Source organism: Dissulfurimicrobium sp. (genome assembly GCF_049968175.1).
Lineage (GTDB): Bacteria > Desulfobacterota > Dissulfuribacteria > Dissulfuribacterales > Sh68 > Dissulfurimicrobium > Dissulfurimicrobium hydrothermale.
In genome coordinates this window covers 1-24,897 of record NZ_JBMFRG010000031.1, presented here as the reverse complement: position 1 = coordinate 24,897, position 24,897 = coordinate 1, and the positions used below count along the sequence as shown (strand labels likewise).

Below are 24,897 nucleotides of genomic sequence, written 5' to 3'. Positions count from 1 at the left end.
ATATGCGTTTTTCCCAATTGCAACGGCGTTTGTTTTTTCATATGTCCACGGGGGGTTCACCAGCAGCTTTTGGTCGGTTCTAGGCGTGGATGCCAAAAAGACAAAGGGGGTTAAATAGACATGCATGATATCGCGCCTCAACTATCCAACTTTATAGAGCTTAACTGGATAATCGTGACCTATCTGTTTTTTGTGGGGTTTGTCGGTGGTCTTGTAAGCGGTTTCATAGGATCTGGCGGCGCCTTTGTGCTTACGCCTGCGATGATGAGTCTGGGCGTCCCAGGGCTCGTCGCGGTTGCAAGCAACATGTGCCATAAATTCCCGAAGGCGCTTGTGGGTGCTATAAAGCGTGCCAAGTATGGTCAGGTGGATCTGAAGCTGGGACTCATCTTCGGTATATTTGCCGAGGCTGGCGTCATGTATGGCGCCCATGTGCAGGAGGTGATCAAGAATACCTTTGGCAACGATGGCTCAAACCTTTATGTCAGCGTGATATTTGTGCTGGTTCTTGGGATAGTCGGGACATACGTCTTGAAAGATGCATATGGCACCTACAGATCAGGGACTACTGAGGCGAAGGAAAAGACGACAAAGATCGCAAGGTGGGTTCAGTCTGTCAACATACCGATCCCGGGCACGATGATATATTTCAGGTCGCTCAATGCAAAGATATCGATATTATTTATCATACCTCTGGCGTTTGCAACCGGCCTGCTTGCAGCAACAATCGCGGTAGGCGGGTTTATTGGCGTGCCTTCAATGATCTATGTGCTCGGCGCGCCCAGCATCATGGCGTCTGCAACAGAGCTGGTTGTGGCATTTGTTATGGGGTTTGGTGGGTCTCTCAAGTATGCCATACACGGGCTTGTCGATATAAGGCTCGCCATGATCATACTTGCCGGTTCTCTTTTCGGTGTCCAGCTCGGAGCTATAGGAACAACCTATGTAAAGGCGTATATGATAAAGGTCGTCATGGGGCTAATAATGGTCATTGTCCTATTCAGCAGGGGCCTGATGGTCCCTGTCTATATGTCACATCTTGGCCTGATTCAACCCATAACGGAAGGCACGCAGAAGATATTGAAGAATACAAGCTTCGCTATAATGCTCTTTGCGTTGTTTCTTGGCGCCTTCATAGTTTTAAAGGCCATATGGCAGGGACTTCGCGAGGAAAGAATGGCTGCAAAAGAAGTGATGTCTCCCGATAAGATCTAAGGATCTAAAAATCATTTTGTTATCCTTTTTTGCAGGCGAAGGGGCAGCAAGCAGGGGTGAGGTATGGGAACGTATAAAAAGATGCTTGTATGTTTAGATGGTTCGGAATCGGCCTTTCATGTCTTGAAAGAGTCTCTCGGGTTTGCCTCAGACGAGAAAAGCTGGATCACCGTGACATGTATTGCGCCGCCCCACGATGGAGACATCGGCCTTGCCATATTCGGCGATTTGACGGCCTCTATGAGGCGGTCGTGCGAAGATGCGCTTTTAAAGGCAAGGGAGATGGTTCAGGCTGAGAGGGTGTTGGCAAAGATGGTCCTCGAAGAGGGAGAGGCGCACGAGAAGATCATCGAGCTCGCAATATCTGAAAACTGCGAGCTGATCGTCATGGGAAGAAGAGGTCTGTCTGACCTCGAAAGGATGTTCGTGGGTAGCGTCACGGCGAGGGTCATTGGGCATAGCCCGATAGATGTCCTTGTTGTCCCTGAGGGGGCCAGGATAGGTTGGGGCAAGATCCTTGTGGCTGTTGACGGCTCAAAATACAGCAATGTTGCGGTCTTAAGGGCGATAAATTTTGCAAGGTCCTACGGAGGCGAATTGAAGGCCGTCTCCGTTGTCGATGTACCTCCTGAACTTTACGAAAAGGCACTTGGGGCCGTTGATGATCTGGTAAAAAAGGCGAGGACATATGTTGAAGGCGCTGTAAAACTTGCCGAAAATGAAGGTATAAAGGCCGAGGCTATTGTCAAAGAAGGCACGACCTATAAGGTAATACTTGAGACCGCAAGGGAGCTGGGTGTAGACGCTATAGTGATGGGCTCTCATGGAAGGACAGGGCTAAAGAGACTCCTTATGGGGAGCGTCACTGAAAAGGTCATTGGCTATTCAGACCGTCCAGTCCTCGTAGTAAAATAAATATAAAAAGATATTGGGTCTCTTTGATCCAGTGTATTGTGCTGCATCCTTTGTCAATGAGGCGTACAGGAAGTATGCCTCATTTGTCAGGCCCTGCAGCCTTGCATTTGACGATTTTCGCTTAGCATCGTATATAATTTTTACAAGACCATCAAATTTAAATCGTTTGATTTGATGCGTAACGGATCTAGTCTATAACCTTGGCCTGCTTAAATCCGCCTCAATGAGATTTATTTTATATTATATTTTTACGACGAATCCGTTGCAAATACATCATCCAATCGTCCATGCCGAGGCCAGTTACGGCCGAAAGGGAGATGATCTTTAGGTGGGGATTCAGCCGTAAGGCCTCTTTTTTTGCCTCTTCCTGGGAAAAATCAGGGAAATACGGCAGGAGGTCTGTTTTGGTGACCAAAAAGACCTGGGAGTTCAGAAAGACCGTCGGGTATTTGGCTGGTTTGTCTGAACCCTCGGGGACCGATAACAAAACGGCCCGTTCATGTTCCCCAAGGTTGAAGGCCGCAGGGCAGACGAGATTGCCTACGTTTTCTATGAAGATGATATCAAGGTGGGCCCCATCGAGCTGTTCCTCGAGCTCGTGGAGTCCGCGGTGTACAAGCGGGGCGTCGAGATGACACGCCCCGCTTGTAGTCAGTTGGATTGCAGGTATCCCTTTCGTCCTTATGCGCTCTGCATCCCGCTCGGTCTCTATGTCGCCTTCTATAACCCCGATTTTCATTACGCCGTCCAGCATATCTATTGTCTTTTCAAGGAGTGTGGTCTTGCCTGAGCCCGGGCTACTAATAAGATTTATAGCCACTGCGCCCATGGCCTCGATATGACGCCGGTTTATCCGAGCTTGGGCCTCGTTCGCCGCAAGAATGACCTTGTTCACATCCACTTTTTTTGCGCCTGGGCAGCCACAGGTCTCACACATGTCCTTTCCTCCTATCCCAAGTGTACTGTATTCATCGCTTCGCCTTCGCATCCTGTCTTCAAAATATCATTGCACATAATTCATTTATGGTCTGGTTACGCTTTGGTCCGGCTACCGTGTCTAATATGTCGATAAGGAGGCCATGGATGGTCTCGGCCTGGTTGTGGGCGCTATGTCCAACGTCAGAAAAAGGGATGCCGAATCTGGGTTTGGTCAGACCATTTATGTATGAGGCCTTAATCCTACATTGAAATTTAAACTATTCCATCTCAACCTGCATAAGGAGGAGCTCATCTCCGCCCTGCGGGAAAACATCTCTCACGCCGCACCTAGGGCAGCAATCAGGGCGGCCGCCCTCGGTCTTGAACTCATGTCCACATCCAATGCATCTGTAAGGAACCGCCGGGGTCTCGATCACAAGTGCTGCGCCCTTTGTAATCTCATTGGTCATGGCCATGGCCTTGAAACCAAACGCAAAAGAGTCCTTAACCACGCCTGACAGGGCGCCGATCATTACCCTTACCTTCAAGACCTTGTCTGCCTTATGTTCCCTTGCAAGCTGTACGATCTCGTCGATCACCGCCTGGGCAAGGCTCAACTCGTGCATACCCGATGATCCTTCTGCACCGCAGCTCTCAGCCCAAGGTCGTCCAGATAATCAAGTACCATGGCTGCAACAACAGGGAGTCTCTCTTCAAGGACAGTGGATAGCCCTATCCCAGTGGATAGATCCAAAGGTACGACGCCTAGAAAATCCACCTGCTCAGGGGCCTTTCCCCTGAGTTTGCATATTTCGAGTATTTCAAGCACACCTATCTGATGTGGTGACATCCTGAGCTGGGCCGATCGGGCCTTGAGCTCATCCTGGGTAAATCTTAGAATAGTGCCGGGCGGCTCATCAGATTTGATTATATCTACGGTGAGCACCTTATTGGTTTTTTCAAAAAAAGGGGAAAGGAATATGCCTGATGTGCCACCATCCATAAGCCTTACCGTGTCCGGAAAGACATACCTTGACTCGAGGTGACGGATGAGATGCACCCCAAAGCCCTCATCCCTTAAAAGGAGGTTTCCAACACCAAGCACACCTGCCTCGAGATGGCGGTCATCAAAGGTTGAGCTATATATCATCAGCATATCCTCGGGAGAGGTTCACCAGAGAGAGGCCTGAGTATCCGGCACCCGCCGATCTTTGTTCGCAGCACCACCTGCCCCGGCCTGCCATCTTTGATCCTGCCGATCAAAGCAGCATCCCGGCCTTCTGGCATGAGGCGCATGGAATAGACTGCAGACTCGGCGGCCTTTTCATCTACTATCGCCAGACATTTACCCTCGTTAGCCAGATAAAACGGGTCAAGACCCAGTATCTCGCAGGCCGTTTTGACCTCTGGCTTGACCGGCACATTGCCTTCGTCTATCTCGATCGCAACCCCTGCCGTCCTGGCGATCTCGTTCAGTGCGGTCGCTACGCCGCCCCTCGTCGGGTCCCGCATGGTATGTATCGCGTCTTTAGGAACTGCATTCATCAAGGCCTCGATCATTCTGTTGAGGGCCGTGACGTCGCTCTTTAGATTGCCTTCAAATGCAAGGCCATGTCGGCTGGCGAGGATGGTTGCACCATGATCCCCCATGGTCCCTGAAAGGATCACGGCATCCCCAACAGAAGCCTTTGATGAGGATATATCAGCCCCATTTTTTATGACACCGATCCCAGAGGTGTTTATGAATATCTTGTCCGCCTTACCCCTCGGTACCACCTTTGTGTCTCCGGTCACCACCTGGACCCCTGCGGAACAAGACGCCGCCTGGATGGATCCTATAACCTGCTCCAGGTCATCCATCGCAAGGCCTTCCTCAAGGATGAGTCCAAGGCTCAGGAATAAAGGCACAGCCCCACGCATGCAGAGGTCGTTTATCGTCCCGCTTACCGCCAGGGCCCCAATGTCCCCGCCTGGGAAGAAGATGGGATCAACTACGTAAGAGTCGGTTGTGAAGGCGATCCGCCCGGCTCCCCAGGGCCCCATATCGATTAGGGCGCTGTCTCCAAATTCCGAAAGGATCGGATTGTCAAGTCTGGGCAGAAAGACCTTTTCAACCAGCTCTTGCGTAAAGAGCCCGCCGCTTCCATGATCGAGGAGGATATTTTCCAGTCTCATATTACCCCTGTTTCGTATCTGAAATATGCTGCGCATGCCCCCTCTGACGAGACCATGCACGGGCCCACCGGAGAGACCGGTGTGCATATTGATGCAAAAAACGGGCAGTTGCTTGGGATGTCTAATCCTTTTATTATGTCGCCGCACAGGCAGCCCTTCGGTTCAGGTGTGTGTCTTGTCTCGATCCCGAACCTGTATTTTGCGTCAAATTTATTGTATTCAGGCTTTAGGGCAAGGCCGCTTTGTCTTATCGCGCCGAGGCCTCTCCACTCTGTATCGCACTGGAGGAAGACCTCGTTCATGATGCCCAAGGCCTTGCCGTTCCCCTCCCACGAGACCGCCCTTGGATAGGCGTTTTCAACCTCGGCCCTCCCTGCATTCACCTGTCTCGCCAAAAGGATCAGTGCAAAGAGTATTTCGGCCGGTTCAAAACCTGCAACTACGCACGGCATCCCAAAACCTTCTGCTATAGGTTTGTAAGCTGCGGCCCCTATGACAGCGCTTACATGGCCTGGACAGATTAGGCCGTCGATGCCAATGTCGGTTTCAAGTAAGGCCTCAAGTGCCGGTGGCATGAGCTTCAGGGCGGGTAGTATAGAAAAATTGCCTGTTCCATCGCGCGCCGCATCTTTTATGGTGGCGGCGATGCATGGGATGGTGGTCTCGAAGCCGACCGCCAGGAAGACCACCTCGCGTGATCTATCCTTTCTTGCGAGCTGAAGTGCATCCACGGGCGAGTAGACGACATCCACCTGTGCCCCTTTGGCCCGCCGTCCGGCCAGCGAGTCGCTTGATCCTGGGACCTTTAAGAGGTCTCCAAAGGTTGTAACCGTTATCCCAGGTATCTTGGCGGTCTCGATAAAGGCATCGATATCGCCCTGGGCCGTGACGCAGACAGGGCAGCCCGGACCTGAGATAAGCTCTATCTCCTTCGGGATTATGGAACGCAGCCCGGAACGGGATATGCTTACAGTATGTGTGCCGCAGACCTCCATGAACTTCATCGGCCTTTTGACAAGTCCTTTAAGCCTCAAGGCCAGGTCTTTTATAAGGTCCGGATCGGATATATCTTCAGACTGACCCATTACGCCTTATTCCCTCCATCCATCGGCCATTCGCCTGATAAGTGAGATACTCTCCTCGGCCTCGTCTTTTGTGAGGCTGTGTACGGCGAAACCTGCATGGACGATCACATAGTCGCCAATATGAGGGAGTCGGTCTACGATATCGAGCCTGATTTCGCGCCTTATCCCCCCCAGCTCCACCAGGGCGATCGGAGATGTCAGCTCATCGCCATCCTTTATTTCAACAACCTCCATTGGTACGGCCAGACACATACCTTGTGCCTCCAACAACAAGTTGACCTAGCGATAACCCGCCGTCATTCGCCGGGATCAATTCCCCAGCATATGGATCAAGACCTTTGCGAATCATGGCGGTCATCAAGCCCTCCAAAAGTATCTTGTTCTGCATGCACCCGCCGCTAAGGACTATCTCTTTTACGCCAGTCTCTTCAGAGAGTTTTTTTACAATAAGGCATAACGCCTCGACAAGCCATCTGTGAAATGATATCCCTATCAAGGGGAGCGGTACCGCATCTTTAAGGTCTTTTAATACTGATTTTACGATGGTTGAAAGGTCAAGCACCAGCATTCCATCCTTTTTCGAGATCTCCATGGGATAACTCCTAGACACCTTTTCATCTTTTGCCTCCCATGAGACGGTTTCCAGCTGCATCGCTGCCTGTCCTTCATAGTCGGCCGTGAGACAGACCCCAAGGATGGCGGCTATCGCATCAAAGAGCCTGCCGCAGCTTGAGGTGAGCGGGATGTTGACGCCGTTCATCATCATGGAGGTCAGGACCATTCTTTTTTCTTTTGAGATTATGGAGAGCCCGGGTAGAATGGCGTTCTCCAACCCATCTGGCCCAAAAGCGGAAAAGATGGCTGACATGGCCATGCGCCAGGGCTCTCTTGCGGCTGCATCCCCGCCCGGGAGCAGGAGATGACCGAGCCGCCCGAGACGTCTGAAACTATAAAGGTCTGCAAGCAGCACCTCCCCGCCCCAGATCGTCAGGTCAGGCCCGAGTCCCGCGCCGTCAAGGATGACCGATATGCATGGCCCTTCAAGGCCGTATTCAGCCATGACCGCTGTCGTATGGGCGTAGTGATGTTGTACAGGATAGACGGGGAGCCCAAGGCTCATAGCATAGCGCGTGCCAGGATAGTCGGGGTGCAGATCGCAGGCGACTGCCTCCGGTTCGATCTCGAACAGATCCTTTAAATGCCCGACTGCCTCTTCAAAGAAATCAATGCTCTCAGGGGTTTCGAGATCGCCTATGTGCTGACTTAAAACAGCGCCCCGGCCTTTTGAGAGACAGAATGTGCTCTTGAGAAACCCTCCCATAGCGATCATCCTAGGGTATTCAATGCTGAGCGTAACTGGCTCTGGGGCATAACCCCTCGAGCGCCTGATGACCCTTATCTTTCCCCCAATCTGCCTGACGACTGAGTCGTCAAGCCTGTTTACTATCTCTCTGTCGTGGATAAGAAAAAAATCCGCTATCCCTGAAAGTCTGATCAGTGCCTCGTTATTGTCTTTCGCAATAGGTTCGCCGCCCGGATTCCCGCTGGTAAGCACGATCACCCTTGGTGCATCCGGAAAGGTGAAGATCAGGTGATGAAGGGGGGTGTACGGCAGCATGACTCCCACTTCCCTTATCCCTGGTGCAAGGTTTAATGCAAGTCCGGCATCCATGCGCCTTTTGAGCAGCACTATGGGGCGTCTCGGAGAGGTAAGGGCCGCGGCTTCGATGGCGTCTATTTCACAGATCAGCCTTGCGGTTTCAAGATCGGCGGCCATCACGGCAAGGGGTTTTGACGGGCGTCTCTTCCTGACCCTCAGTTCGGCCACTGCCTCTTCGTTTGATGCATCGGCTGCAAGGTGAAAGCCGCCCAGGCCCTTTATGGCGACGATTTTCCCCTGTCTTAACGCCGCTGCCGCCTCCCTGATCGGGTCATCGGTTTCGATTTTTTCGCCGTCTTTGCCATGCCAACCAAGACCTGGACCGCATCGCCGGCAGGCATTTGGTTCGGCATGAAACCTCCTGTCCCCTGGACTATGGTATTCGTTTTGGCAGTCATCGCACATCTGAAAGGCCTTCATCGAGGTCCTTTCCCTGTCATACGGGACCGACTCTATGATCGAGTACCTCGGGCCGCAGTCAGTGCAATTTATAAAGGGATATCTGTAACGTCTGTCTTCCGGGTCAGAAAGCTCGTGCAGGCACATTGGGCAGGTTGCCACATCAGGTGGGATGTGTACAAATACATCCCTGATCTTTTCACTTTCCAGGATAACGAAATTTTTGTATTCCAACCCTGCCTTGAATGGTCTTGATTCGATACTAGCTATCTTTGCGAGGGACGGGGCCTTTTCAATGACCGCCTGGATAAAGGCAGAGAGTGCATCTTTTGTGGCCATCGCCCTAATGACCACGCCGTATCCGTTGTTCGCCACGGAACCGAGGATCCCGAACCTCTTTGCCAGTCTATAGACGAACGGCCTGAATCCAACCCCCTGGACCTGCCCCCTGACAAGGAACTCAACCGCTTCCCTGTCAGGGGTTTTAAGGCCGTCCTTTCTTTCTTCCATCACGCCTTTTTAGGTTTGAATTTGCTGCCGTTGAAGATAGATGAGATGAGGCCTTCCGGTCTTTCTATATCGTTCCAAATAGTGATATAGATGTGCGTCATGGTAAATATTATAAAATACCACATAAGAAAATAATGAACGAGACGCGCCTCCTGCTGGGTACCGAAGAGACTGATGCCCATGTGTTGAACGGCTAAGTTTTCAGGAAATAGCAGATAAAGTCCGGTCAATATCTGTACCAATGCAAGAAACAGCGTGATGATGTAAAAGAGCATAAAAAGGGCGTTATGCCCAAGCCTTTCCTCATGATAGTCTGTAAGATACAGATAATAAACAATGGTGCCGAATAAATTTTTGATATTTCTTGGGGTTACAGGTGCAGAGTCCAGAAAACGCTCTTGCTTATTGCCGAAGAAGAAGAGATATATCCTTACAACAATCGCACCGATAAATGCATATCCTGCAACAAAATGGATATACCTGGTTGAGGCCATGGGAAATGATGCGCCTAGTTCGTGCGAGTTCAACCATGGCTCATATATATAATAGCCACTGATTACAAGAATAACTATTGTAATGGCATAGGCCCAGTGAAACAGCCTTAAAAGTACGCCCCAAGCCTTCTTTTTTTCATATGTAGCGGTCGCCCTCATGGCCACCCCCTCGCATTATTTTGTGTTACATAAATAGCGCCTATCCATTCCATATTGTTCAACTGGTTCAACCTGGCTAGAGTACCTTGACCTTAGACATTTCGCCTCCGTCAGGATCAAGGACATGGATTGCACAGGCGATGCACGGATCAAAGGAATGAACGGTCCTCAAGAGTTCAAGGGGCTTTTCAGGCACAGCCACAGGGTTTCCGACCAGGGAGGCCTCATATGGCCCTGGATTGCCCCTTTCGTCCCTTGGGCCTGCATTCCAGGTCGATGGGACGACACACTGGTAATTCTTGATCTTGCCGTCTTGGATAATGATCCAGTGGGATAGCGCACCCCTCGGGGCCTCATGGAAACCGAAACCACGCTGCTCGCCCCTTGGAAAGGTGGGTGAATTAAATATGGCTACATCTCCGCGGTTTATATTATCTACCAGGAGCCCCCAGTGTTTTATAGCCAGGTCGCAGAGGACCGCCGCCCTTATCGCCCTTGCCAGATGGCGGCCTGGAGTGGAGTGCAGGACTTCAGGACCTATCTGGGCCCCTGCAAGGCTGCTAACCTTGGAAAGTGTGTCGTCAACATATTTTTTTGTGGGTTCATGACCAAGGGCATATCCGACGAGCACCTGGGCGAGCGGGCCCACCTGCATGGGTCTCCCTTGGAATCTCGGGGCCTTTATCCATGAATACTTACCGGTCAGGTCAAAATCCGTGTACTGTGGGAGCGTGTCCTCTTCAAATGGGGAGCGTGTCCAGTCGCCCTTATACCAGGAGTGCTTGATGCACTCAACTACGTTATCCCTGAAATACGGGTCTTTGAAGTTGGTAAAGGCCTTTACCGTCTTGAGGTCGCCGTCAAGTATGGTGCCGCCAGGCAGATCAAAGTGTTCTGCCTTGGTGTCAAGCGGCATGTCAGGAACGGCAAGGTAATTTGTGACCCCTGCGCCAAATTTGAACCAGTCTTTATAGAACGCACCTATGGCTGTCACATCAGGCAGATAGACTTTTTTTACAAATCCGGAGACCTCCTCAACGAGTTGTTTTATCCAGTAAAGGCGCTCCATGTTGAGTGTGGTTTCGTTATTGAGGTTTATGGCGGTCGTAACCCCGCCTACAGAGAGATTTTGTATGTGTGGATTCTTTCCGCCGAGGATCGCATAGGCCGAGTCGGCCTTTCTCTGGTAATCAAGGGCCTCAAGATAGTGTGATACAGCCATGAGGTTCGCCTCTGGTGGGAGCTGCATGGCGGGATGGCCCCAGTAGGCATTGGCGAACGGGCCGAGCTGCCCGCTCTCTACCAGGGCCCTTATCTTTTCTTGTACGGCCTTAAAGCGTTCAGGGCTGTTGCCTGGCCAGTCTGAGAGGCTCTCTGCAAGGGAGGCTGTCTTTTGGGGATCGGCCTTTAAGGCCGAGACTACATCCACCCAGTCAAGTGCGGACAGGACATAAAAGTGGACTATGTGGTCATGGAGGGCGTGGATAGCGAGGATCAGGTTTCTGATATATTGGGCATTCAATGGGATTTCAAGATTAAGCGCGTTTTCGACCGCCCTTACACTCGCTATGGCATGAACCGTGGTGCACACGCCGCATATGCGTTGTGTAAATACCCAGGCGTCACGAGGGTCCCTGCCTTGGAGTATCACCTCGATGCCGCGCCACATCTGTCCTGACGACCAGGCGTCTTTGATCACGCCGCCTTCCACCTCGGCGTCTATCCTCAGGTGCCCCTCTATCCTCGTTATCGGATCAACCGTTATGCGCTGGGCCATCTCATCTCTCCTTTTTTATATCTTCCGGCTTCTGTGCGGCCTTGGCCTTGGCGAGCTTCTTCCCTATTCCGACTGCGGCATGTATACCTATGGCCGCTGCGGTGACACCGAGTATCTTCTTGCCGGCCGATTCGGCCCCTATCACCGCACCCTTTCCGGCAGGGATCTTTACGTTGGGCAGTCTCTCATAAAACGGTGTCATGGTATCCCAAAACCTGGGCTCGGTGCATCCGACACAGCCATGTCCTGCCGAGACCGGCCAGACCTCGACGTCATTAAAGCGCACTGCCGGGCAGTTTGAAAAGGTCTCGGGGCCCTTGCAGCCCACCTTGTAAAGGCAATAGCCCTCAAGATGCCCATCATCTCCGAAGTGCTCGGCATAGCGGCCTTCGTCAAAATGGGCGCGTCTCTCGCATTGGTCGTGGATCTTCCTGCCGTAGGCGAAGAGTGGCCTTCCAAGTTGGTCTGTGGCCGGCAGACGCTTGAAGGTAAGGAAATTGAGGACTGTTCCGAGAAAACTTATCGGGTTCGGCGGGCAGCCCGAGATGTTTATGATGGGTTTGCCGTGGATGATGTCTCTCACACCTACGGCCCCGGTCGGGTTGGGGCTGGCCGCTTGGATGCCGCCAAATGTGGCGCAGGTCCCGATGGCGATTATCGCCGCCGATCTCGGCGCTACGTCTTTAAGGATGGAAATGGCGGTACGGCCGCCTATCTTGCAATAAACACCACCATCTTTGGTCGGAATACCACCTTCAACCACGCAGATAAACTTCCCGTCATATTTCTTTATAGTCTCGTCAAGGACGTCTTCAGCCTGTTTCCCGGCAGCGGCCATGACCGTCTCATGGTAGTCGAGTGAGATGAGATTCAGGATCAGCCTGCCTATGTCCGGATGAGACGCCCTGAGCAAGGCCTCCGTGCAGCCGGTGCACTCCTGGAAATGGAGCCAGACAACAGGCGGCCTCTGAGGAGAGGACGCCGCCTCTACAAGATGCGGCACCATTTCATCTGAGAGTCCAAGGGCCGCGGCTGCCATGACGCAACCCTTCAGAAACCCTCTTCGCGTAAGCCTCGGATCGATATCCGCTAGATGCAGATTTCGTGACATGAGCCCTCCTCTCATAAAAAAACGGTTTTGATAATTATTCGGCCCCTCTAAATATCAGATCTTATCAAGTCGGGTAATTGCCTTTGAATTGATTTGAATTGAGCCTTTAATGAAAAATTATCCCCCTTTTTTTAACCTTGTCAAGAAAAATAATTATTTTATAAAGATTCAGATCCGCCCCTCTATGAAATCGCACAATGCCCGGATATCATGGATTTCGAAGACCTTGACGTCCCTAGTTTCTTCGATTTCAGGGTTGTCGGTCACAACCGCTATTACACCGGTTACCATACCCTTCAACGCTCCTTCGTTCGAAACCCCTTTTCTCGCGACCTCTATCTTTGGGATCGCTGGGTCGTATTTAAAGCCTTCGCCCAACACGACGTCGAATACCTCACAGCCGCCCATCGTTGCACCAGTACCGCTATCCACCGTATCTCTTTCAAGGTGAACCATGCCCTTCGGGGTCATGACCGTGACCCTCTTCGCTCCGGCTTTAAGGAGTAATGCGCTGTCCGTCCCAGAGGCATTCATGTCCAGGAGCGTGTGTTTCGTGTGTTTCACTACCGCGACCTTTCGGCCTCTTCTTGAAAGTTCCTTGATCACGGCACAAAGGATCGTGGTCTTGCCGGCGTTGTGCCAGCCGATAAAGGTGATGTCAGGCATCATCTTAGCGTCGTCCTCCGATCAAAATGAATCTGAAATCGCCGATAGAAGTTGTCATCTTCTTGCAATTTGCAATTCCCATCGCTCTTCCCCTCTGATAGCCCCATCAGGGGTAAAGAGGATTATCAGCTCTGTCGTCAAATCAGTCAAATCATGAGATGAAATTTATCTACTACCAGATTTCTTATGTATTGATATATTTAATTCCTACGTCAAGCAAGGATATCCGATGGACGGGCGTTGGTTTGATGGATTGAACCAGGCGCAGCTCTCCGCTGTGACCTTCAATGAAGGGCCGCTTCTCGTGATAGCCGGCCCTGGGGCCGGCAAGACCAGGTTGCTCGCCCATAAGATTGTATACCTCATAACTGAACTTGGGGTGAGGCCTGATCAAATACTTGCCGTAACTTTCACAAACAAGGCCGCAAGAGAGATCAGGAACCGTGTAGGCTTGCTTCTGGCCCATCAGACAGATGCAGGTTCTGCCGCAGACAATTCCCTACCGAGGCTCTGTACCTTTCATTCGTGGGCCCTGGGTTTCCTGAGAGAGGAATTCGGGGCAGCTGCAGCAAGGCCTGTTGGTGAAGATGAGGCCTTTGAGGTCTTTGAAGAGGCTGCGGCTGCAGCCAGGTTCAGCACAGCCGGGCTCAGGGGGCTCTTCGAGGAGGTTATGAGGGCTAAGGAGGCCTATCCCCCCCGATCTTTTGATGATAGGCGGTTAAGCGATGCGCTGATCGTCTATGAAGCTGCTATGCGCCAAATGGGGTTTTGGGACTATGCCGATCTCTTAGTTGAGTCTTTGCAGCTGCTTAAGCTGCCTGAGATAAGGTGGCGATTCAGGGAAAAGACCCGTTTCATACTTGTGGATGAATTTCAAGATATAAACGCGGTTCAATATGCCATTGTTAAAGAGATGGCCTGTCGCCCGGATGATAACGCCGGCGACTGCCCGAAGATTACGGCAATAGGCGACCCGAAACAGGCGATTTATGGTTTCAGGGGAGCGGATCCAGCCTTCATCGATATGTTTTTAAAGGATTTTGGCGTCCAAAAGACCATAACCCTTGATATCTCCTACAGATGCCCTCAAACCATCCTCGATGCTGCTGCATGTGTGATAGGAGGGTCTGTGCCGGTGCTCAGATCGGCCAAGGGCGATGGACCGAAATTGGTCCTCAAGACTTTTAAGGATGATATATCGGAGGCCAAATGGATAGCAAGGACTATTGAGGCCATGACAGGGGCTGTAAGCCTGGATTCGATAAATATGTCCATCGGAGCAGGCCAGATGAGGAGCCTTTCCGATGTTGCGGTGTTGTTCAGGGTTAACGCCCTTTCTGATGCAGTAGCCAGGGCTTTGAAAGAAAGGGGTATACCTTATAAATTCAAGGCCATGTCCGATGCCCCTGAGATAGGACGGGCTGATGTCAAGACCATTGCAGAGATATGGGAAGAGGCCGAAGGGGTATCTCTGCTCTCCATGCATGCATCAAAAGGCCTGGAATTCCCGATTGTTTTTATAATTGGTTGTGAAGAAGGTGTGCTTCCCTGGAGGAATGGGGATGTGGCCGAGGAAGAAAGGCTATTTTATGTTGGGATCACAAGGTCCTCAGAGAGGCTCTTTCTCTGTATCTCAGGGGAGCGTGCCCTGTATGCGAGGGGGGACAGGCTTATCCCGAGCCGTTTCTTATCCAGGATATCCGGCGGGCTTTTTGCGGAGCAAGAGCAAGGGAAAGACAGACCCAAAAAGGCCAGACGCCCCAGGCAAAAGGATCTTTTTTAGCCGTATCCACGTTTCTTATCTGGCCACCACAAATGCGCCAGGGGTGATAGTCCTTGAGGCCTTCGCCTCAAATATCTTCGCCTCATTGTAGTCATTTGCTGCAAAGATCTGCACCCTGTAGAAGACCTGGCCACCCACCATCCCGGTGGTTATTGTTACGTCTTTGTATGTGCCCTCAAGCCTTCGTTTCATATTCAGGGCGTTCGCCTGGTCGAGGAATGCCCCTACTTGGACATAGAAGACGCCCTTCTTGAAGTCGGGATGTTTTTTGAATTTTATAACGCCGCCGGAGGTGACGCTCCCTTCGCCAAGGGCCTCAACCCTGACCCTTGCCGTTCCGGTCCCTACAATACTGAGTATCTTTGCTGTGCCGTAACTGAGATCGATTATCCTATCCTTTACGAATGGACCTCTGTCGTTGATCCTGGCTATGACTTCTTTCCCGTTTTCAAGGTTTGTGACCCTTACATATGTATTGATCGGGAGTATCTTATGTGCAGCTGAGATATCGTACATGTTATATGTTTCGCCGCATGCGGTGGGCTTTCCATGAAAGTTGGGGCCATACCAGGATGCATAGCCTTCTTCTACAAAGCCCTCCGCCGAAGGTAGCGGGTAGTATGTGTGACCGTTTATTGTGTAAGGACGTTGTGTTGCAGGGACTTTTGCAGGCGGTGCATATCTTTGCCTGCCACCGACCTGCGGTGGAATATAGGTATATGTTTCAGGCGGCGGGGTTGTTTTTGCGCAACCTGCAAGGATAGATATAAGACATATGAGGACAAGGGCCGAATCGGATCGTCTAAAATTTTTCTTCAAACGAACGCCGTCCTCCAAGAAAAGGCTTTCTTTTTTTTCGGTTTTCGGTCATAAATACAAACGCTATGAAGATGGACTTAAAAAAAAATGGACTTTATCTTGATTACAACGCCACGACACCCATTGCAACCCCTGTTATCGAAGCGATTAACCACGCACTGAAAGATCTCTGGGGGAATCCAAGTAGCATCCATGGACTTGGCAGGGCTGCAAAGGAAGGTATAGAGGCGGCGAGGGCCAAGGTGGCTTCATTGATAAATGCAAGGCCTGAGGAGGTCTTTTTCACCAGCGGTGGCACAGAGTCCAACAATACGGTCATCTTAGGTGCGGCGAGGGCTGGTTCGCATGAAAAGAGGCACATCATAACCACTCAGATCGAACACCCATCGGTCCTGAACCCGGCTATTCACCTGATGGAAGAGGGATGGGACGTGTCATTCATAAGGGTGGACAGCCTTGGTCTTGTCGATCCGTCGGACATAAAGAAGGCCTTAAGACCCAATACGGCTATGGTCTCGGTTATGCTCGCCAACAATGAAACCGGCGCGGTTCAGCCTCTTGCCGAGATCGCAGGAATAGCGCATGAGTACGGTGTACCGGTGCATACAGATGCAGCCCAGGCGGTTGGCAAGATACCTGTGGATGTGCAGATGCTTGGCGTTGACTATCTCACTATAGCAGGGCATAAACTTTACGCACCTAAGGGCATAGGGGCCCTGTTTGTAAAGGATGGGGCGCCTTTTGATCAGATCATCTTTGGTGCAGGTCAGGAGATGGGGCGGAGGCCTGGAACTGAGCCGACACCCCTTGCCGTAGGTCTGGGCGCAGCCAGTGTCTTTGTGCAAGATGGTCTTGAAGATGAGATGAAACGTCAGTCTGAACTTAGGGAAAGGCTGTACGACGGCATATTATCCCTTGGGCGTCAGATAATAAGACACGGTCAGGTTGACAAGACACTACCGAATACCCTGAATATCAGCTTCGTCGGATTGAGCGGCGCCCGGATACTCCAGACGGCGCCGGGACTGATGGCATCTACCGGTGCCGCATGTCATGCAGGCTCGGCAGTAGTCTCGCACGTCCTTTCCGCGATGGGTGTAGAAAAGACCGTCGCCATGGGTGCCATACGTTTTTCGCTTGGGAGGTTCACGACGGACAGAGAAATAGACGACGCCGTATTTGCTATCAAAGAGGCCTTGAACCGCCTTAATTAAAGGAACAATCCATGAAATTCATCGATCTAAACAGACAATATGAGGCATATAAAGGCGAGATAGACGAGGCGGTCCACAGCGTCCTTGAAAGCGGCCAGTTTATCCTTGGTGAGGTGGTGGAAAGGCTTGAGGCCGTTCTTGCCGGATACGTAGGGGTACGCCATGCAATCGGCGTGAGCTCTGGTACCGATGCCCTTGTTTTGGCACTTATGGCCTGTGGCGTCGGTCCTGGGGATGAGGTCGTCACGACGCCTTTTTCATTCATAGCGACCGCAGAGGCCATAAGTCTTGTAGGCGCAAGGCCGGTATTTGTCGATATCGACCCTATTACCTACAATATGGATCCGCAGGCCTTTAAAAAGATATTGGATGCCAGATCGCGCAGCGGGTCAATGCCTCGTTGCGTCATCCCTGTAAGTCTGTTCGGCCAATGTCCTGATATGGATGAAATAAATGACATTGCAAAGACTTATGGCCTGCATGTAATAGAAGATGCCTGCCAATCCTTCGGCGCCCGCTATAAAGGTCGCATGTCCTGTGCCGTATCAGAGATTGGCGTTACGTCCTTTTTTCCATCCAAGCCCCTTGGTGCCTATGGAGATGGCGGGATGCTCTTTACGGATGACGACGAGATTGCAAGGATGTGTATTTCGCTCCGAGTGCATGGGCAAAGCAGGCGTTATATACATGAAAAAATAGGTCTAAACGCCCGTCTGGATGCAATTCAGGCCGCTATACTTCTGGTAAAGTTCAGTCATCTCGAGGAAGAATTGAAAAAGAGGGAGGAGGCTGCCGGATTTTATACCGAAGGGCTCAAAGAGATCATGCCTTATATAACGCCTCCAAAGGTTGCAGGAGGCAGGACCTGCGTCTTTGCCCAGTACACCGTTCGGGTAAAGGGAAACTTAAGGGACGAAGTGGCCAGGTTCCTAGAGGTGCATGGCGTGCCGACCGCTGTCCATTATCCAAGACCAATTCATCTCCAACCTGCCTTCAAGTATATAGGGCTGCCTCAAGGACCTTTCCCGCATGCCGAAGAGGCTTCTAGAGAGGTGCTCTCTCTTCCTATGCACCCATTCATAAAAAGAGAGGAGCAGGAGACAGTGCTTGCTGCCCTCAGAGAGGCCTTAAGCAGCCTTGTTTTGTAAAAAGGGCGCTGCTATAGTCAGTATCAAAAACAGACAAGGAGTTTTTGCATGATCGAACGTTATTCAAGGCCCAGGATGGCGGCGCTTTGGAGCCAAGAAAACAGATACAAGACATGGCTTGAGGTTGAGGTATTGGCGGCTGAGGCCTGGGCGGAGATTGGGGTTGTTCCTGGGGAGGCGGCTAAGGAGATAAGGGAAAAGGCGGCTTTTGACCCAAAGCGGATTGAGGAGATCGAGAACGAGACCAGGCACGATGTCATAGCATTTTTGACTAATGTAGCTGAATATGTCGGTCCGGCTGGGCGTTATCTCCATTTGGGACTTACATCATCCGACATGCTCGATACAGCTTCAGCAGTTATCTATCGGCAGGCACTCAACATAATAATCGAAGACTTGGACCTCCTTATGGAGGCCATAAAAAGGCGCGCTATCGAACACAAATATACAGTTATGATAGGCAGATCCCACGGTATTCACGCCGAGCCTATCACCTTTGGGCTGAAGCTTGCGATCTGGTATGATGAAATGGTGCGGAATAGAAGGCGCCTTGAGAATGCCAGGGATGTTATCTCCTTCGGCAAGCTGTCGGGGGCGGTCGGCACCTTTGCAAATATTGATCCAAGGGTAGAGGCATATGTGTGTGAACGTCTCGGTCTGACACCTGCCCCGGCCTCGAATCAGATAATCCAAAGAGATAGGTATGCCGAGGTCTTCTGTGCCCTGGCCATACTTGCAAGTTCAGTTGAAAAGATGGCGACAGAGATACGCCATCTTCAGCGTACCGAGGTCCTTGAGGCCGAAGAATATTTCAGCAAGGGTCAAAAAGGTTCCTCGGCTATGCCCCACAAGAGAAATCCTATTCTTTCTGAAAACCTCTGCGGCCTTGCGCGTCTTGTCCGTTCCTACGCCTTGCCGGCGCTTGAAGATGTAGCCCTCTGGCATGAAAGGGACATCAGTCATTCCTCTGTCGAGCGGGTCATAGGCCCTGATGCATTCATTACGGCAGACTTCATGCTTGGCCGCATGACTGGTTTGATAGAAAAACTAGTGGTCTATCCGGAGAATATGCAGAAGAACCTTGATCTTCTGAAAGGCCTCATCTTCTCGCAAAGGGTTATGCTCGCCCTGGTCGAAAAGGGGATGGGCAGGGAAGAGGCCTACAAGGTCGTTCAGGCGCAGGCGATGGAGGTGTGGGCAGGTAGGGTTGAGTTCAAAGAGCTTCTTCTGAAAGACGACATGGTTTTAAAATATCTGGCACCGTCTGAGATAGAGGCCCTTTTTGACCTGGGCTATCATACAAAACACGTTGACGACATATTTGGCCGCGTATTCGGGGAAATAACATGAAGGACGAAAGAGAAAGGCTTTTGGAGATAATTGTTAGACATTCATATAAAGAGGGTATATTCAAACTTACATCCGGAAAGGAGAGTGCTTTTTATATAGATTGCAAACAGACGACCCTTTCGCCTGAAGGGGCGTATCTCTGCGGCAGGCTCATGTTCAGGCATATCGCAGGTTCAAAACCACCGATTTGTGGGGTCGGCGGCATGACCCTTGGGGCCGATCCACTCGTAACCGCGGTCTCGTTGGTGAGCTTTCTTGAGAAAAGACCCATCCCGGCCTTTATCATCCGCAAAGAGCCAAAGGGGCACGGGACTGGGTCATGGATAGAAGGCAAGGCCAACATACCCAGGGGTTCTATGGTGGCCCTGGTGGAAGATGTGGTAACAACAGGCGGTACGCTGATAAAGGCCATTGAAAGGACGCGCGGAGAGGGTTATGAAATCGGACAGGTTATAGCCATAATCGACAGGGAGGAAGGGGGCAGGGAGGCCCTTTTAAGGCTAGGTTTCAAGCTTTTATCCCTGTTCAACCGCAAAGAAATCATCGATGCAGCAAGGTCGATGAAATAATTTGTTAAATCCAGCGATTTGTCATTCGTTGGAGATAAAAATTATACGAGGTGGAACCTATGAAAGAAAAGGTCAAGGCTGCAATGGATAAGGTGCGCCCAATGCTTCAAAGAGACGGTGGTGATGTAGAGCTTGTAGAGATAGATGAGGCAAGTGGAGTGGTAAAAGTGAGGCTCACAGGGGCATGTAAGGGCTGCCCGATGAGCCAGATGACGCTCAAGGCCGGAATAGAGCGTTTCCTTAAGGGCGAGGTGCCTGAGATATCATCGGTTCAGGCCGTTTAGGCCTAGCGGTGATGGGGCAAGCTGGCCATGGGCAGTGTCCTTTTAGGGCCGTTCTTAAGGAGTAAATTTTGCCGAGTGATAGGTGAAGGTTAAACCCTTGTTTTGTCGGTCTGTATAAGCGTGAGTTTGAAATGGCTTATTCTGGTGTCCAAAAGAAACTGTTGAAGCAACTCCCCAAGGTGGACATGTTGATGGATGATTTGCCTGTCGGCGCACCGCACGGTCTGAAACTGAGGGCGGCGAGGGAGACGGCTGCAAGCCTTAGAGAGGTTATTCTTGCAGGAGGTTTTACAGACGGGCAGGACATCCTTGATCCGGAACATATAAAACGGCTCCTGTATTTAAAATTCGATGCACTAAATAGGCCATCTCTTCGTCCGGTTGTAAACGCCACAGGCGTGGTCGTGCATACAAATCTAGGTAGATCGCTCCTGCCGCGGTGCATATTCAAAGATCTCCTTGAAATAGCTGGCCGTTATTCAAATCTAGAATATAATCTCGACAGCGGCGGGCGTGGAAATAGATACAGCCATGTGGAAGACCTGCTCTGTGAATTGACAGGGGCTGAGGCCGCTCTCGTTGTAAACAACAACGCGGCAGCGGTATTGATCATCCTTGAAACGCTTGCCAAGGGAAAGGAAGTGGTCGTCTCCAGAGGGGAACTGGTGGAGATAGGCGGTTCTTTCAGGATCCCTGATGTCATGTCCAGAAGCGGGGCCATCTTAAAAGAGGTCGGTACGACCAATAAGACCCACCTTAAGGACTACGAATCAGCCATAGGGCCGGACACGGCTTTGCTGTTGAAGGTCCACCAGAGCAATTTCAGCATCATCGGCTTTACAAAATCTGTTCCAATTACTGAGTTAACTGAGCTTGGCAGTAGATGCGGGATCTCGGTCTATGAAGACCTCGGGAGCGGCGTCTTGATAGACCTTTCACGATACGGACTCATGCACGAACCAACCGTTCAGGAGGCGCTTAAGGCCGGTGTATCTGTGGTGAGCTTCAGCGGGGATAAGCTCCTTGGAGGCCCGCAGGCCGGGATCATCGTAGGCAGGAAGGAAATAATAGAGAAGATAAAGGCGAATCCGTTGAATAGGGCGGTAAGGATAGATAAGCTCACGCTTTGCGCCCTTGAAGGCGTTTTAAGGCTCTATCGTGACCCAGAAAAGGCCGTAAAGACTATTCCAACACTTGATTTTCTTACCCAAGACCTGCGTGCGATACAGACCAGGGCAAAAAGGCTCCTTGCCAGCCTGAAGGCACTGAAGATAGACGGCCTTGGTTTGGGCTTGAAGGAGACTATTTCAATGGCCGGTGGAGGGTCGCTACCGCTTGAAAGGCTGAGGTCTGTGGCGGTGACAGTCAAGACTTCGATGGGCCTTGCCTCAATTGCGGATATGGAGAGGCTTTTGAGAAAAAACGACCCGCCTGTCATTGTGCGGACGGAAGACGATGCCATACTCATGGATGCAAGGACCATCCTGCCCGATGACATTCCTATCATAACAACTGCTGTCAGCAAGGCATGCTGCGCAGCGGCGGATGATGTGCCGTTAGGTGTAGCCGAGGCTTAGAAGATCCAAAGGCTGAAAAGGGGTGATGTACAATGGACATACCCATGGGAGGCCGGTCATGATCTCCGGCCATGATTTTGCATGTCTTGCCCCCTTACTTATTGAGGAACTCAAGACAAAATTTCCATTTGCCAGCGGAAGGGCCGTTGTCATACAGTTAGATGCAGATTGCCCATATGACGAGGCGTTGAATGTCGAGGCCCTTTCCGGACGACAGCTTTCAAGGGCCAGGGAGGCCATTGAAAAGGCCGATGCCTTTTTGGACAGGGTGGGGCTCAAGATGTTCATCCCTGTACCGTGTGAAGGTCGGCTATCAGGCCTTTTGGTCCTTTCCGGGATACCAAGGGCGGTCGGCCCTGAAGAAGACGGGCGTATCCTGTCTCTTTTGAAGGCATATGCCAAGGAAAGGATGAGGACGCTTCGTATCGAGACCTCGATCGCCCCTCCCGGGGAGCCGCCGCAATACCTCGTCTTATTTCTCAAACACCTGTTTCAGTCTGAGAAGGAGGCGGAGTCGTCGTTTTTGCATCTAGTATGGGCAAAGACCCATAGAAGTGTGGGCAGGTCTTCTCGGTCCAGAAAGGCCAACGCCGGAAAGATATACGACAAAGAAGCCATACTTGGGCTTTGCGCCAGGGTTTGGACTGATTCGACGTTTGAGTGGGCGGGGGGCAACCGTTATGAGGCCTGGATATGCCTGCCTCACATGGATGGTTCAAAATTGTCCCTTGGGTTGAGAGATATTGTAGCCAAGGGGAGGGGGTTGGGCCTCTTTTTCTTTAACGTTTATGGGCATAGCTTTGCCGGCGGGACCGACCCTCAGCTGTGTCTGGAGCATATCAAGGAGACCGAGGCGGCTGCCGAGGCACTCGGTATATCGGTTATCTCTTCCAGAGATCTTGAGATCTTTAAAAAAAGGATAGGGATACAGGATGTCACCGGATGTCTCGCCATCGCAAGCGATATCTGTAGAAAGGCGAGGAACACCATAGTGGCGTTTGCAAGGCCTGTATCTCAGCGCCTAAAAGACGTGCATACGGAAGGGCTTGAATTTATAGAGGCAGGGCCTGACAGTGTATTTATCATTCAAAAATCGTCTGATTCGGATCAACATCAGGCCATCACTAAGGATTTGGCAGACAGGCTCCTGAAGCCTAACTTGTTAAAGAACGGCGTGTCTATTACGCTTGGTGTGTATAAAGTCAGCAGCAGGGCCACCTCGCCGTTGCCAGCTTTATATGCCTATTTGCATGCCGTCCTTCTTGGTCAAGGGACATCAGCTGTATTCGACGCCGTGACGTTAAATGTGTGGGGTGATGAACTCTTTTCGTGGGGTGACCTCGTTGGCGCATGCAGGGCTTATAGAGAAGGGCTCAAGATGGATCCCTCAAGCTCCAACTTGTTGAACAGCCTCGGCGTATCCCTTGCAAGGCTTGGGAAGATCAAGGAGGCCTCGGATGCCTTTTCAAGGGCCATAAAGTCTTCTCCAGATGAGTTCATGGCATACTACAACCTTGGTGGATTACTCCTTGACATGGGTAGGGCCGAAGAGGCCGAAGAGGCCCTTGGTGAGGCTTATAGACTTAAACCGGATGATATACGGACGGCTGTGCGGTTTGCAGAGGTCCTGCTTGACGCCGGCAAGACGGATGAGGCCGAAAGGGTGCTCAGACCGTTTACCAATATTTATGCGCGGCAGATAGGACAGGAGGACATCCCGGCCGCTGTGTTTAGGGTCATTGGCAGGATGGCTTATAACAGGCAGGGCGGATGGCGGAAGGCGAAAGAGGCATGGTCTGAGGCGGTGAAGCGCAATCCGGCAGATATTCAATCCCTTGCCTTTCTTGCCTTTGGTTATCTCGAAGTGGAAGGCGACAAGGATACAGCCAGGCGTTTTCTGAGACAGGTAAAGGCCGTTGATATCGGCGGTCGTCAGATGAAGAGGCTTATATCTACCATAGAAAAGGGGATTATAGATGCATCCATAGTGAAAAGATAAACTGATCAGAGATATGGCTGATATCATGTCTATACATTAGATATTTGACAGCAAGATTTAGCACAATTTTTAATATTTCAATTTCAATAAAATATTTTCTTATTTCTTTCATATTTTTTCCATTTTTACCGCGCATATTTATTTCCAAAAAACAGGAAATAATCAGACTAAAGCTCTGAAGAATACTTGCAAGGCATTAATAGGTAAAAATTATATTAAATATTATTAAAAAAGATAATATATTAAAAAGATAATAAAGGAGGAAGAATATTGAAAAAACAATTAAAAAAGAAGTTCGTCGTTACAACATTGACTGTTGTACTGCTTATAGTAGGTGTCTTATTGATTGCAGATAATACCAAAAGTATAAATGATAGGCCACTAGGAATTTCGGCAAAAGATGTACAGCAATTTGATATGTATAATGGGCAATACCAATACTTTGTAAAATGGTTGCAAGATCTTGATTTCAGCGGCAGCCGACAACTCAGGATAAATGCCCTTGCTCAGACAAGAGATCAAGACAATAGTCCATTCTGGAAACAGCTTGCCGATGATGACGAACTCGAGAGAATCGAGGACGAGCTCGACAAGATCCGCAAAGAAAAACGATATACAACGGCTACTACAACTTGCTGAAAATGCGGGGGATGTCGCTCTTTATGGGTTACAATACCGTATATTTCGAATAAATTATAGAGCGACATCGATTCGCGCCTACTGCTACCCCGCGGTGCCAGGTTCGGTGTAGGTCAATGCGAATACCGTATCAATCAGCCAGCGACGGAACGACTCATTGTCGCTAAACTGCTTAAACAGCTCGGTGTCATCCTTGAGTAGGGCGGTGATGACCCGAGCAAGGGCCCTGTCGTGCTCGATACGGGCATTCTGCTTGTCAGAATACTTACATGCGTTCTGGTAGGCGGTGTCGGCCGCTACGCGTGCAGGAATCTCCTCGGTGATCAGCCTGCGCACCCGGTCGGCGTCGGTCCAGGGTATGTTGCCGAAAAGATCGTTGAAGGCTTTGATGATATTGGAAAGGCGGTCGAGTTCCGGTTCGGTCTTGTGCC

General features: G+C 50.9%; 23 protein-coding genes and 1 pseudogene. 11 read left to right on the top strand and 13 right to left on the bottom strand.

Annotation, left to right across the window (positions count from 1 at the left end; translation table 11 throughout):
• Positions 1-120 precede the first annotated feature (120 nt).
• Positions 121-1,215 carry a sulfite exporter TauE/SafE family protein gene (locus tag ACP5SG_RS05570; protein WP_428122740.1) on the top strand — a complete coding sequence of 365 codons (1,095 nt, stop codon included), beginning with the start codon at positions 121-123 and terminating at the stop codon, positions 1,213-1,215.
• A gap of 63 nt (positions 1,216-1,278) precedes the next feature.
• The gene (locus ACP5SG_RS05565; protein WP_424661612.1) at positions 1,279-2,130 is read left to right on the top strand and encodes a universal stress protein; all 852 of its coding nucleotides are present in this window, start codon (positions 1,279-1,281) and stop codon (positions 2,128-2,130) included.
• Positions 2,131-2,365: 235 nt separating this feature from the next.
• On the opposite strand, the gene hypB is transcribed toward ACP5SG_RS05565, so the two are convergent.
• The 11 genes from hypB to mobB form a co-directional block, all read right to left on the bottom strand.
• The gene (gene hypB / locus ACP5SG_RS05560) at positions 2,366-3,067 is read right to left on the bottom strand and encodes a hydrogenase nickel incorporation protein HypB (protein WP_237888541.1); all 702 of its coding nucleotides are present in this window, start codon (positions 3,065-3,067) and stop codon (positions 2,366-2,368) included.
• Between the two features lie 259 nt (positions 3,068-3,326).
• Complete coding sequence (locus tag ACP5SG_RS05555) at positions 3,327-3,674, bottom strand: hydrogenase maturation nickel metallochaperone HypA (RefSeq protein WP_428122735.1); 348 nt, start codon at positions 3,672-3,674, stop codon at positions 3,327-3,329.
• Positions 3,662-4,198, bottom strand: coding sequence for a HyaD/HybD family hydrogenase maturation endopeptidase (locus ACP5SG_RS05550; RefSeq protein ID WP_424661653.1), 537 nt, complete (start codon positions 4,196-4,198; stop codon positions 3,662-3,664). The genes ACP5SG_RS05555 and ACP5SG_RS05550 overlap by 13 nt, the downstream gene beginning before the upstream one ends.
• Positions 4,198-5,223: a hydrogenase expression/formation protein HypE gene (gene hypE, locus ACP5SG_RS05545; RefSeq protein ID WP_237888538.1), complete on the bottom strand. Its 1,026-nt coding sequence runs from the start codon at positions 5,221-5,223 to the stop codon at positions 4,198-4,200. Before hypE ends, ACP5SG_RS05550 begins: the two co-directional genes overlap by 1 nt.
• The gene (gene hypD / locus ACP5SG_RS05540) at positions 5,220-6,308 is read right to left on the bottom strand and encodes a hydrogenase formation protein HypD (RefSeq protein ID WP_237888537.1); all 1,089 of its coding nucleotides are present in this window, start codon (positions 6,306-6,308) and stop codon (positions 5,220-5,222) included. Before hypD ends, hypE begins: the two co-directional genes overlap by 4 nt.
• A 6-nt stretch (positions 6,309-6,314) precedes the next feature.
• Positions 6,315-6,560 (bottom strand): HypC/HybG/HupF family hydrogenase formation chaperone, encoded by a 246-nt coding sequence (locus ACP5SG_RS05535; protein WP_237888536.1) that lies wholly within the window; start codon positions 6,558-6,560, stop codon positions 6,315-6,317.
• A complete protein-coding gene (hypF, locus tag ACP5SG_RS05530; protein ID WP_428122728.1) occupies positions 6,529-8,877 on the bottom strand; it encodes a carbamoyltransferase HypF in 2,349 nt (782 codons plus the stop codon). The genes ACP5SG_RS05535 and hypF overlap by 32 nt, the downstream gene beginning before the upstream one ends.
• Positions 8,877-9,530, bottom strand: a complete 654-nt coding sequence (gene cybH / locus ACP5SG_RS05525; protein ID WP_428122724.1) for a Ni/Fe-hydrogenase, b-type cytochrome subunit — start codon at positions 9,528-9,530, stop codon at positions 8,877-8,879. Before cybH ends, hypF begins: the two co-directional genes overlap by 1 nt.
• Before the next feature lie 76 nt (positions 9,531-9,606).
• Positions 9,607-11,307, bottom strand: a complete 1,701-nt coding sequence (locus tag ACP5SG_RS05520; RefSeq protein ID WP_237888533.1) for a nickel-dependent hydrogenase large subunit — start codon at positions 11,305-11,307, stop codon at positions 9,607-9,609.
• Between the two features lies 1 nt (position 11,308).
• Complete coding sequence (locus tag ACP5SG_RS05515; RefSeq protein ID WP_237888532.1) at positions 11,309-12,418, bottom strand: hydrogenase small subunit; 1,110 nt, start codon at positions 12,416-12,418, stop codon at positions 11,309-11,311.
• A 168-nt stretch (positions 12,419-12,586) separates the two neighbouring features.
• Positions 12,587-13,087, bottom strand: a complete 501-nt coding sequence (gene mobB / locus ACP5SG_RS05510; RefSeq protein ID WP_237888531.1) for a molybdopterin-guanine dinucleotide biosynthesis protein B — start codon at positions 13,085-13,087, stop codon at positions 12,587-12,589.
• A gap of 226 nt (positions 13,088-13,313) precedes the next feature.
• Here mobB and ACP5SG_RS05505 point away from each other — a divergent pair, with 226 nt between their 5' ends.
• Positions 13,314-14,867: an ATP-dependent helicase gene (locus tag ACP5SG_RS05505; protein ID WP_424661649.1), complete on the top strand. Its 1,554-nt coding sequence runs from the start codon at positions 13,314-13,316 to the stop codon at positions 14,865-14,867.
• A gap of 15 nt (positions 14,868-14,882) precedes the next feature.
• Here ACP5SG_RS05505 and ACP5SG_RS05500 read toward each other — a convergent pair whose 3' ends face one another.
• Positions 14,883-15,686: a septal ring lytic transglycosylase RlpA family protein gene (locus ACP5SG_RS05500; protein ID WP_428122719.1), complete on the bottom strand. Its 804-nt coding sequence runs from the start codon at positions 15,684-15,686 to the stop codon at positions 14,883-14,885.
• A 65-nt stretch (positions 15,687-15,751) separates the two neighbouring features.
• Between ACP5SG_RS05500 and ACP5SG_RS05495 the strand changes: the two genes are divergently transcribed.
• The 8 genes from ACP5SG_RS05495 to ACP5SG_RS05460 all read left to right on the top strand — a co-directional run bounded on the left by ACP5SG_RS05495 (position 15,752) and on the right by ACP5SG_RS05460 (position 24,466).
• Positions 15,752-16,900 (top strand): cysteine desulfurase family protein, encoded by a 1,149-nt coding sequence (locus ACP5SG_RS05495; RefSeq protein ID WP_424661648.1) that lies wholly within the window; start codon positions 15,752-15,754, stop codon positions 16,898-16,900.
• A gap of 11 nt (positions 16,901-16,911) precedes the next feature.
• Entirely contained in the window at positions 16,912-18,048 is a 1,137-nt protein-coding gene (locus ACP5SG_RS05490; RefSeq protein WP_428122715.1) for a DegT/DnrJ/EryC1/StrS family aminotransferase, read from the top strand.
• A 48-nt stretch (positions 18,049-18,096) separates the two neighbouring features.
• On the top strand, positions 18,097-19,398 hold the full coding sequence (gene purB, locus ACP5SG_RS05485; RefSeq protein ID WP_237888526.1) for an adenylosuccinate lyase: 1,302 nt from the start codon (positions 18,097-18,099) through the stop codon (positions 19,396-19,398).
• Positions 19,395-19,967, top strand: coding sequence for an orotate phosphoribosyltransferase (gene pyrE, locus ACP5SG_RS05480; protein WP_237888525.1), 573 nt, complete (start codon positions 19,395-19,397; stop codon positions 19,965-19,967). The genes purB and pyrE overlap by 4 nt, the downstream gene beginning before the upstream one ends.
• A 59-nt stretch (positions 19,968-20,026) precedes the next feature.
• Complete coding sequence (locus tag ACP5SG_RS05475; protein WP_237888524.1) at positions 20,027-20,251, top strand: NifU family protein; 225 nt, start codon at positions 20,027-20,029, stop codon at positions 20,249-20,251.
• A gap of 131 nt (positions 20,252-20,382) precedes the next feature.
• On the top strand, positions 20,383-21,828 hold the full coding sequence (gene selA / locus ACP5SG_RS05470; protein ID WP_424661647.1) for an L-seryl-tRNA(Sec) selenium transferase: 1,446 nt from the start codon (positions 20,383-20,385) through the stop codon (positions 21,826-21,828).
• A 58-nt stretch (positions 21,829-21,886) separates the two neighbouring features.
• Entirely contained in the window at positions 21,887-23,827 is a 1,941-nt protein-coding gene (locus tag ACP5SG_RS05465) for a tetratricopeptide repeat protein (RefSeq protein WP_424661646.1), read from the top strand.
• A gap of 270 nt (positions 23,828-24,097) precedes the next feature.
• The gene (locus tag ACP5SG_RS05460; RefSeq protein ID WP_424661645.1) at positions 24,098-24,466 is read left to right on the top strand and encodes a hypothetical protein; all 369 of its coding nucleotides are present in this window, start codon (positions 24,098-24,100) and stop codon (positions 24,464-24,466) included.
• An 84-nt stretch (positions 24,467-24,550) separates the two neighbouring features.
• On the opposite strand, the pseudogene ACP5SG_RS05455 reads toward ACP5SG_RS05460, so the two are convergent.
• A pseudogene (locus tag ACP5SG_RS05455) lies at positions 24,551-24,897 on the bottom strand (type I restriction endonuclease subunit R); the annotation flags it as partial.

Excerpts from the sequence above, each read along its gene's own strand:
- ACP5SG_RS05465 (WP_424661646.1), top strand. The coding sequence starts at position 21,887 with ATGATCTCCGGCCATGATTTTGCATGTCTTGCCCCCTTACTTATTGAG.
- ACP5SG_RS05475 (WP_237888524.1), top strand. The coding sequence starts at position 20,027 with ATGAAAGAAAAGGTCAAGGCTGCAATGGATAAGGTGCGCCCAATGCTT.
- selA (WP_424661647.1), top strand. The coding sequence starts at position 20,383 with ATGGCTTATTCTGGTGTCCAAAAGAAACTGTTGAAGCAACTCCCCAAG.
- ACP5SG_RS05515 (WP_237888532.1), bottom strand. The coding sequence starts at position 12,418 with ATGTCACGAAATCTGCATCTAGCGGATATCGATCCGAGGCTTACGCGA.
- cybH (WP_428122724.1), bottom strand. The coding sequence starts at position 9,530 with ATGAGGGCGACCGCTACATATGAAAAAAAGAAGGCTTGGGGCGTACTT.
- hypE (WP_237888538.1), bottom strand. The coding sequence starts at position 5,223 with ATGAGACTGGAAAATATCCTCCTCGATCATGGAAGCGGCGGGCTCTTT.
- ACP5SG_RS05495 (WP_424661648.1), top strand. The coding sequence starts at position 15,752 with ATGAAGATGGACTTAAAAAAAAATGGACTTTATCTTGATTACAACGCC.
- ACP5SG_RS05535 (WP_237888536.1), bottom strand. The coding sequence starts at position 6,560 with ATGTGTCTGGCCGTACCAATGGAGGTTGTTGAAATAAAGGATGGCGAT.
- mobB (WP_237888531.1), bottom strand. The coding sequence starts at position 13,087 with ATGATGCCTGACATCACCTTTATCGGCTGGCACAACGCCGGCAAGACC.
- ACP5SG_RS05490 (WP_428122715.1), top strand. The coding sequence starts at position 16,912 with ATGAAATTCATCGATCTAAACAGACAATATGAGGCATATAAAGGCGAG.
- purB (WP_237888526.1), top strand. The coding sequence starts at position 18,097 with ATGATCGAACGTTATTCAAGGCCCAGGATGGCGGCGCTTTGGAGCCAA.
- ACP5SG_RS05550 (WP_424661653.1), bottom strand. The coding sequence starts at position 4,198 with ATGATATATAGCTCAACCTTTGATGACCGCCATCTCGAGGCAGGTGTG.
- ACP5SG_RS05520 (WP_237888533.1), bottom strand. The coding sequence starts at position 11,307 with ATGGCCCAGCGCATAACGGTTGATCCGATAACGAGGATAGAGGGGCAC.
- hypD (WP_237888537.1), bottom strand. The coding sequence starts at position 6,308 with ATGGGTCAGTCTGAAGATATATCCGATCCGGACCTTATAAAAGACCTG.
- hypF (WP_428122728.1), bottom strand. The coding sequence starts at position 8,877 with ATGGAAGAAAGAAAGGACGGCCTTAAAACCCCTGACAGGGAAGCGGTT.
- ACP5SG_RS05505 (WP_424661649.1), top strand. The coding sequence starts at position 13,314 with ATGGACGGGCGTTGGTTTGATGGATTGAACCAGGCGCAGCTCTCCGCT.
- ACP5SG_RS05570 (WP_428122740.1), top strand. The coding sequence starts at position 121 with ATGCATGATATCGCGCCTCAACTATCCAACTTTATAGAGCTTAACTGG.
- ACP5SG_RS05555 (WP_428122735.1), bottom strand. The coding sequence starts at position 3,674 with ATGCACGAGTTGAGCCTTGCCCAGGCGGTGATCGACGAGATCGTACAG.
- hypB (WP_237888541.1), bottom strand. The coding sequence starts at position 3,067 with ATGTGTGAGACCTGTGGCTGCCCAGGCGCAAAAAAAGTGGATGTGAAC.
- pyrE (WP_237888525.1), top strand. The coding sequence starts at position 19,395 with ATGAAGGACGAAAGAGAAAGGCTTTTGGAGATAATTGTTAGACATTCA.
- ACP5SG_RS05565 (WP_424661612.1), top strand. The coding sequence starts at position 1,279 with ATGGGAACGTATAAAAAGATGCTTGTATGTTTAGATGGTTCGGAATCG.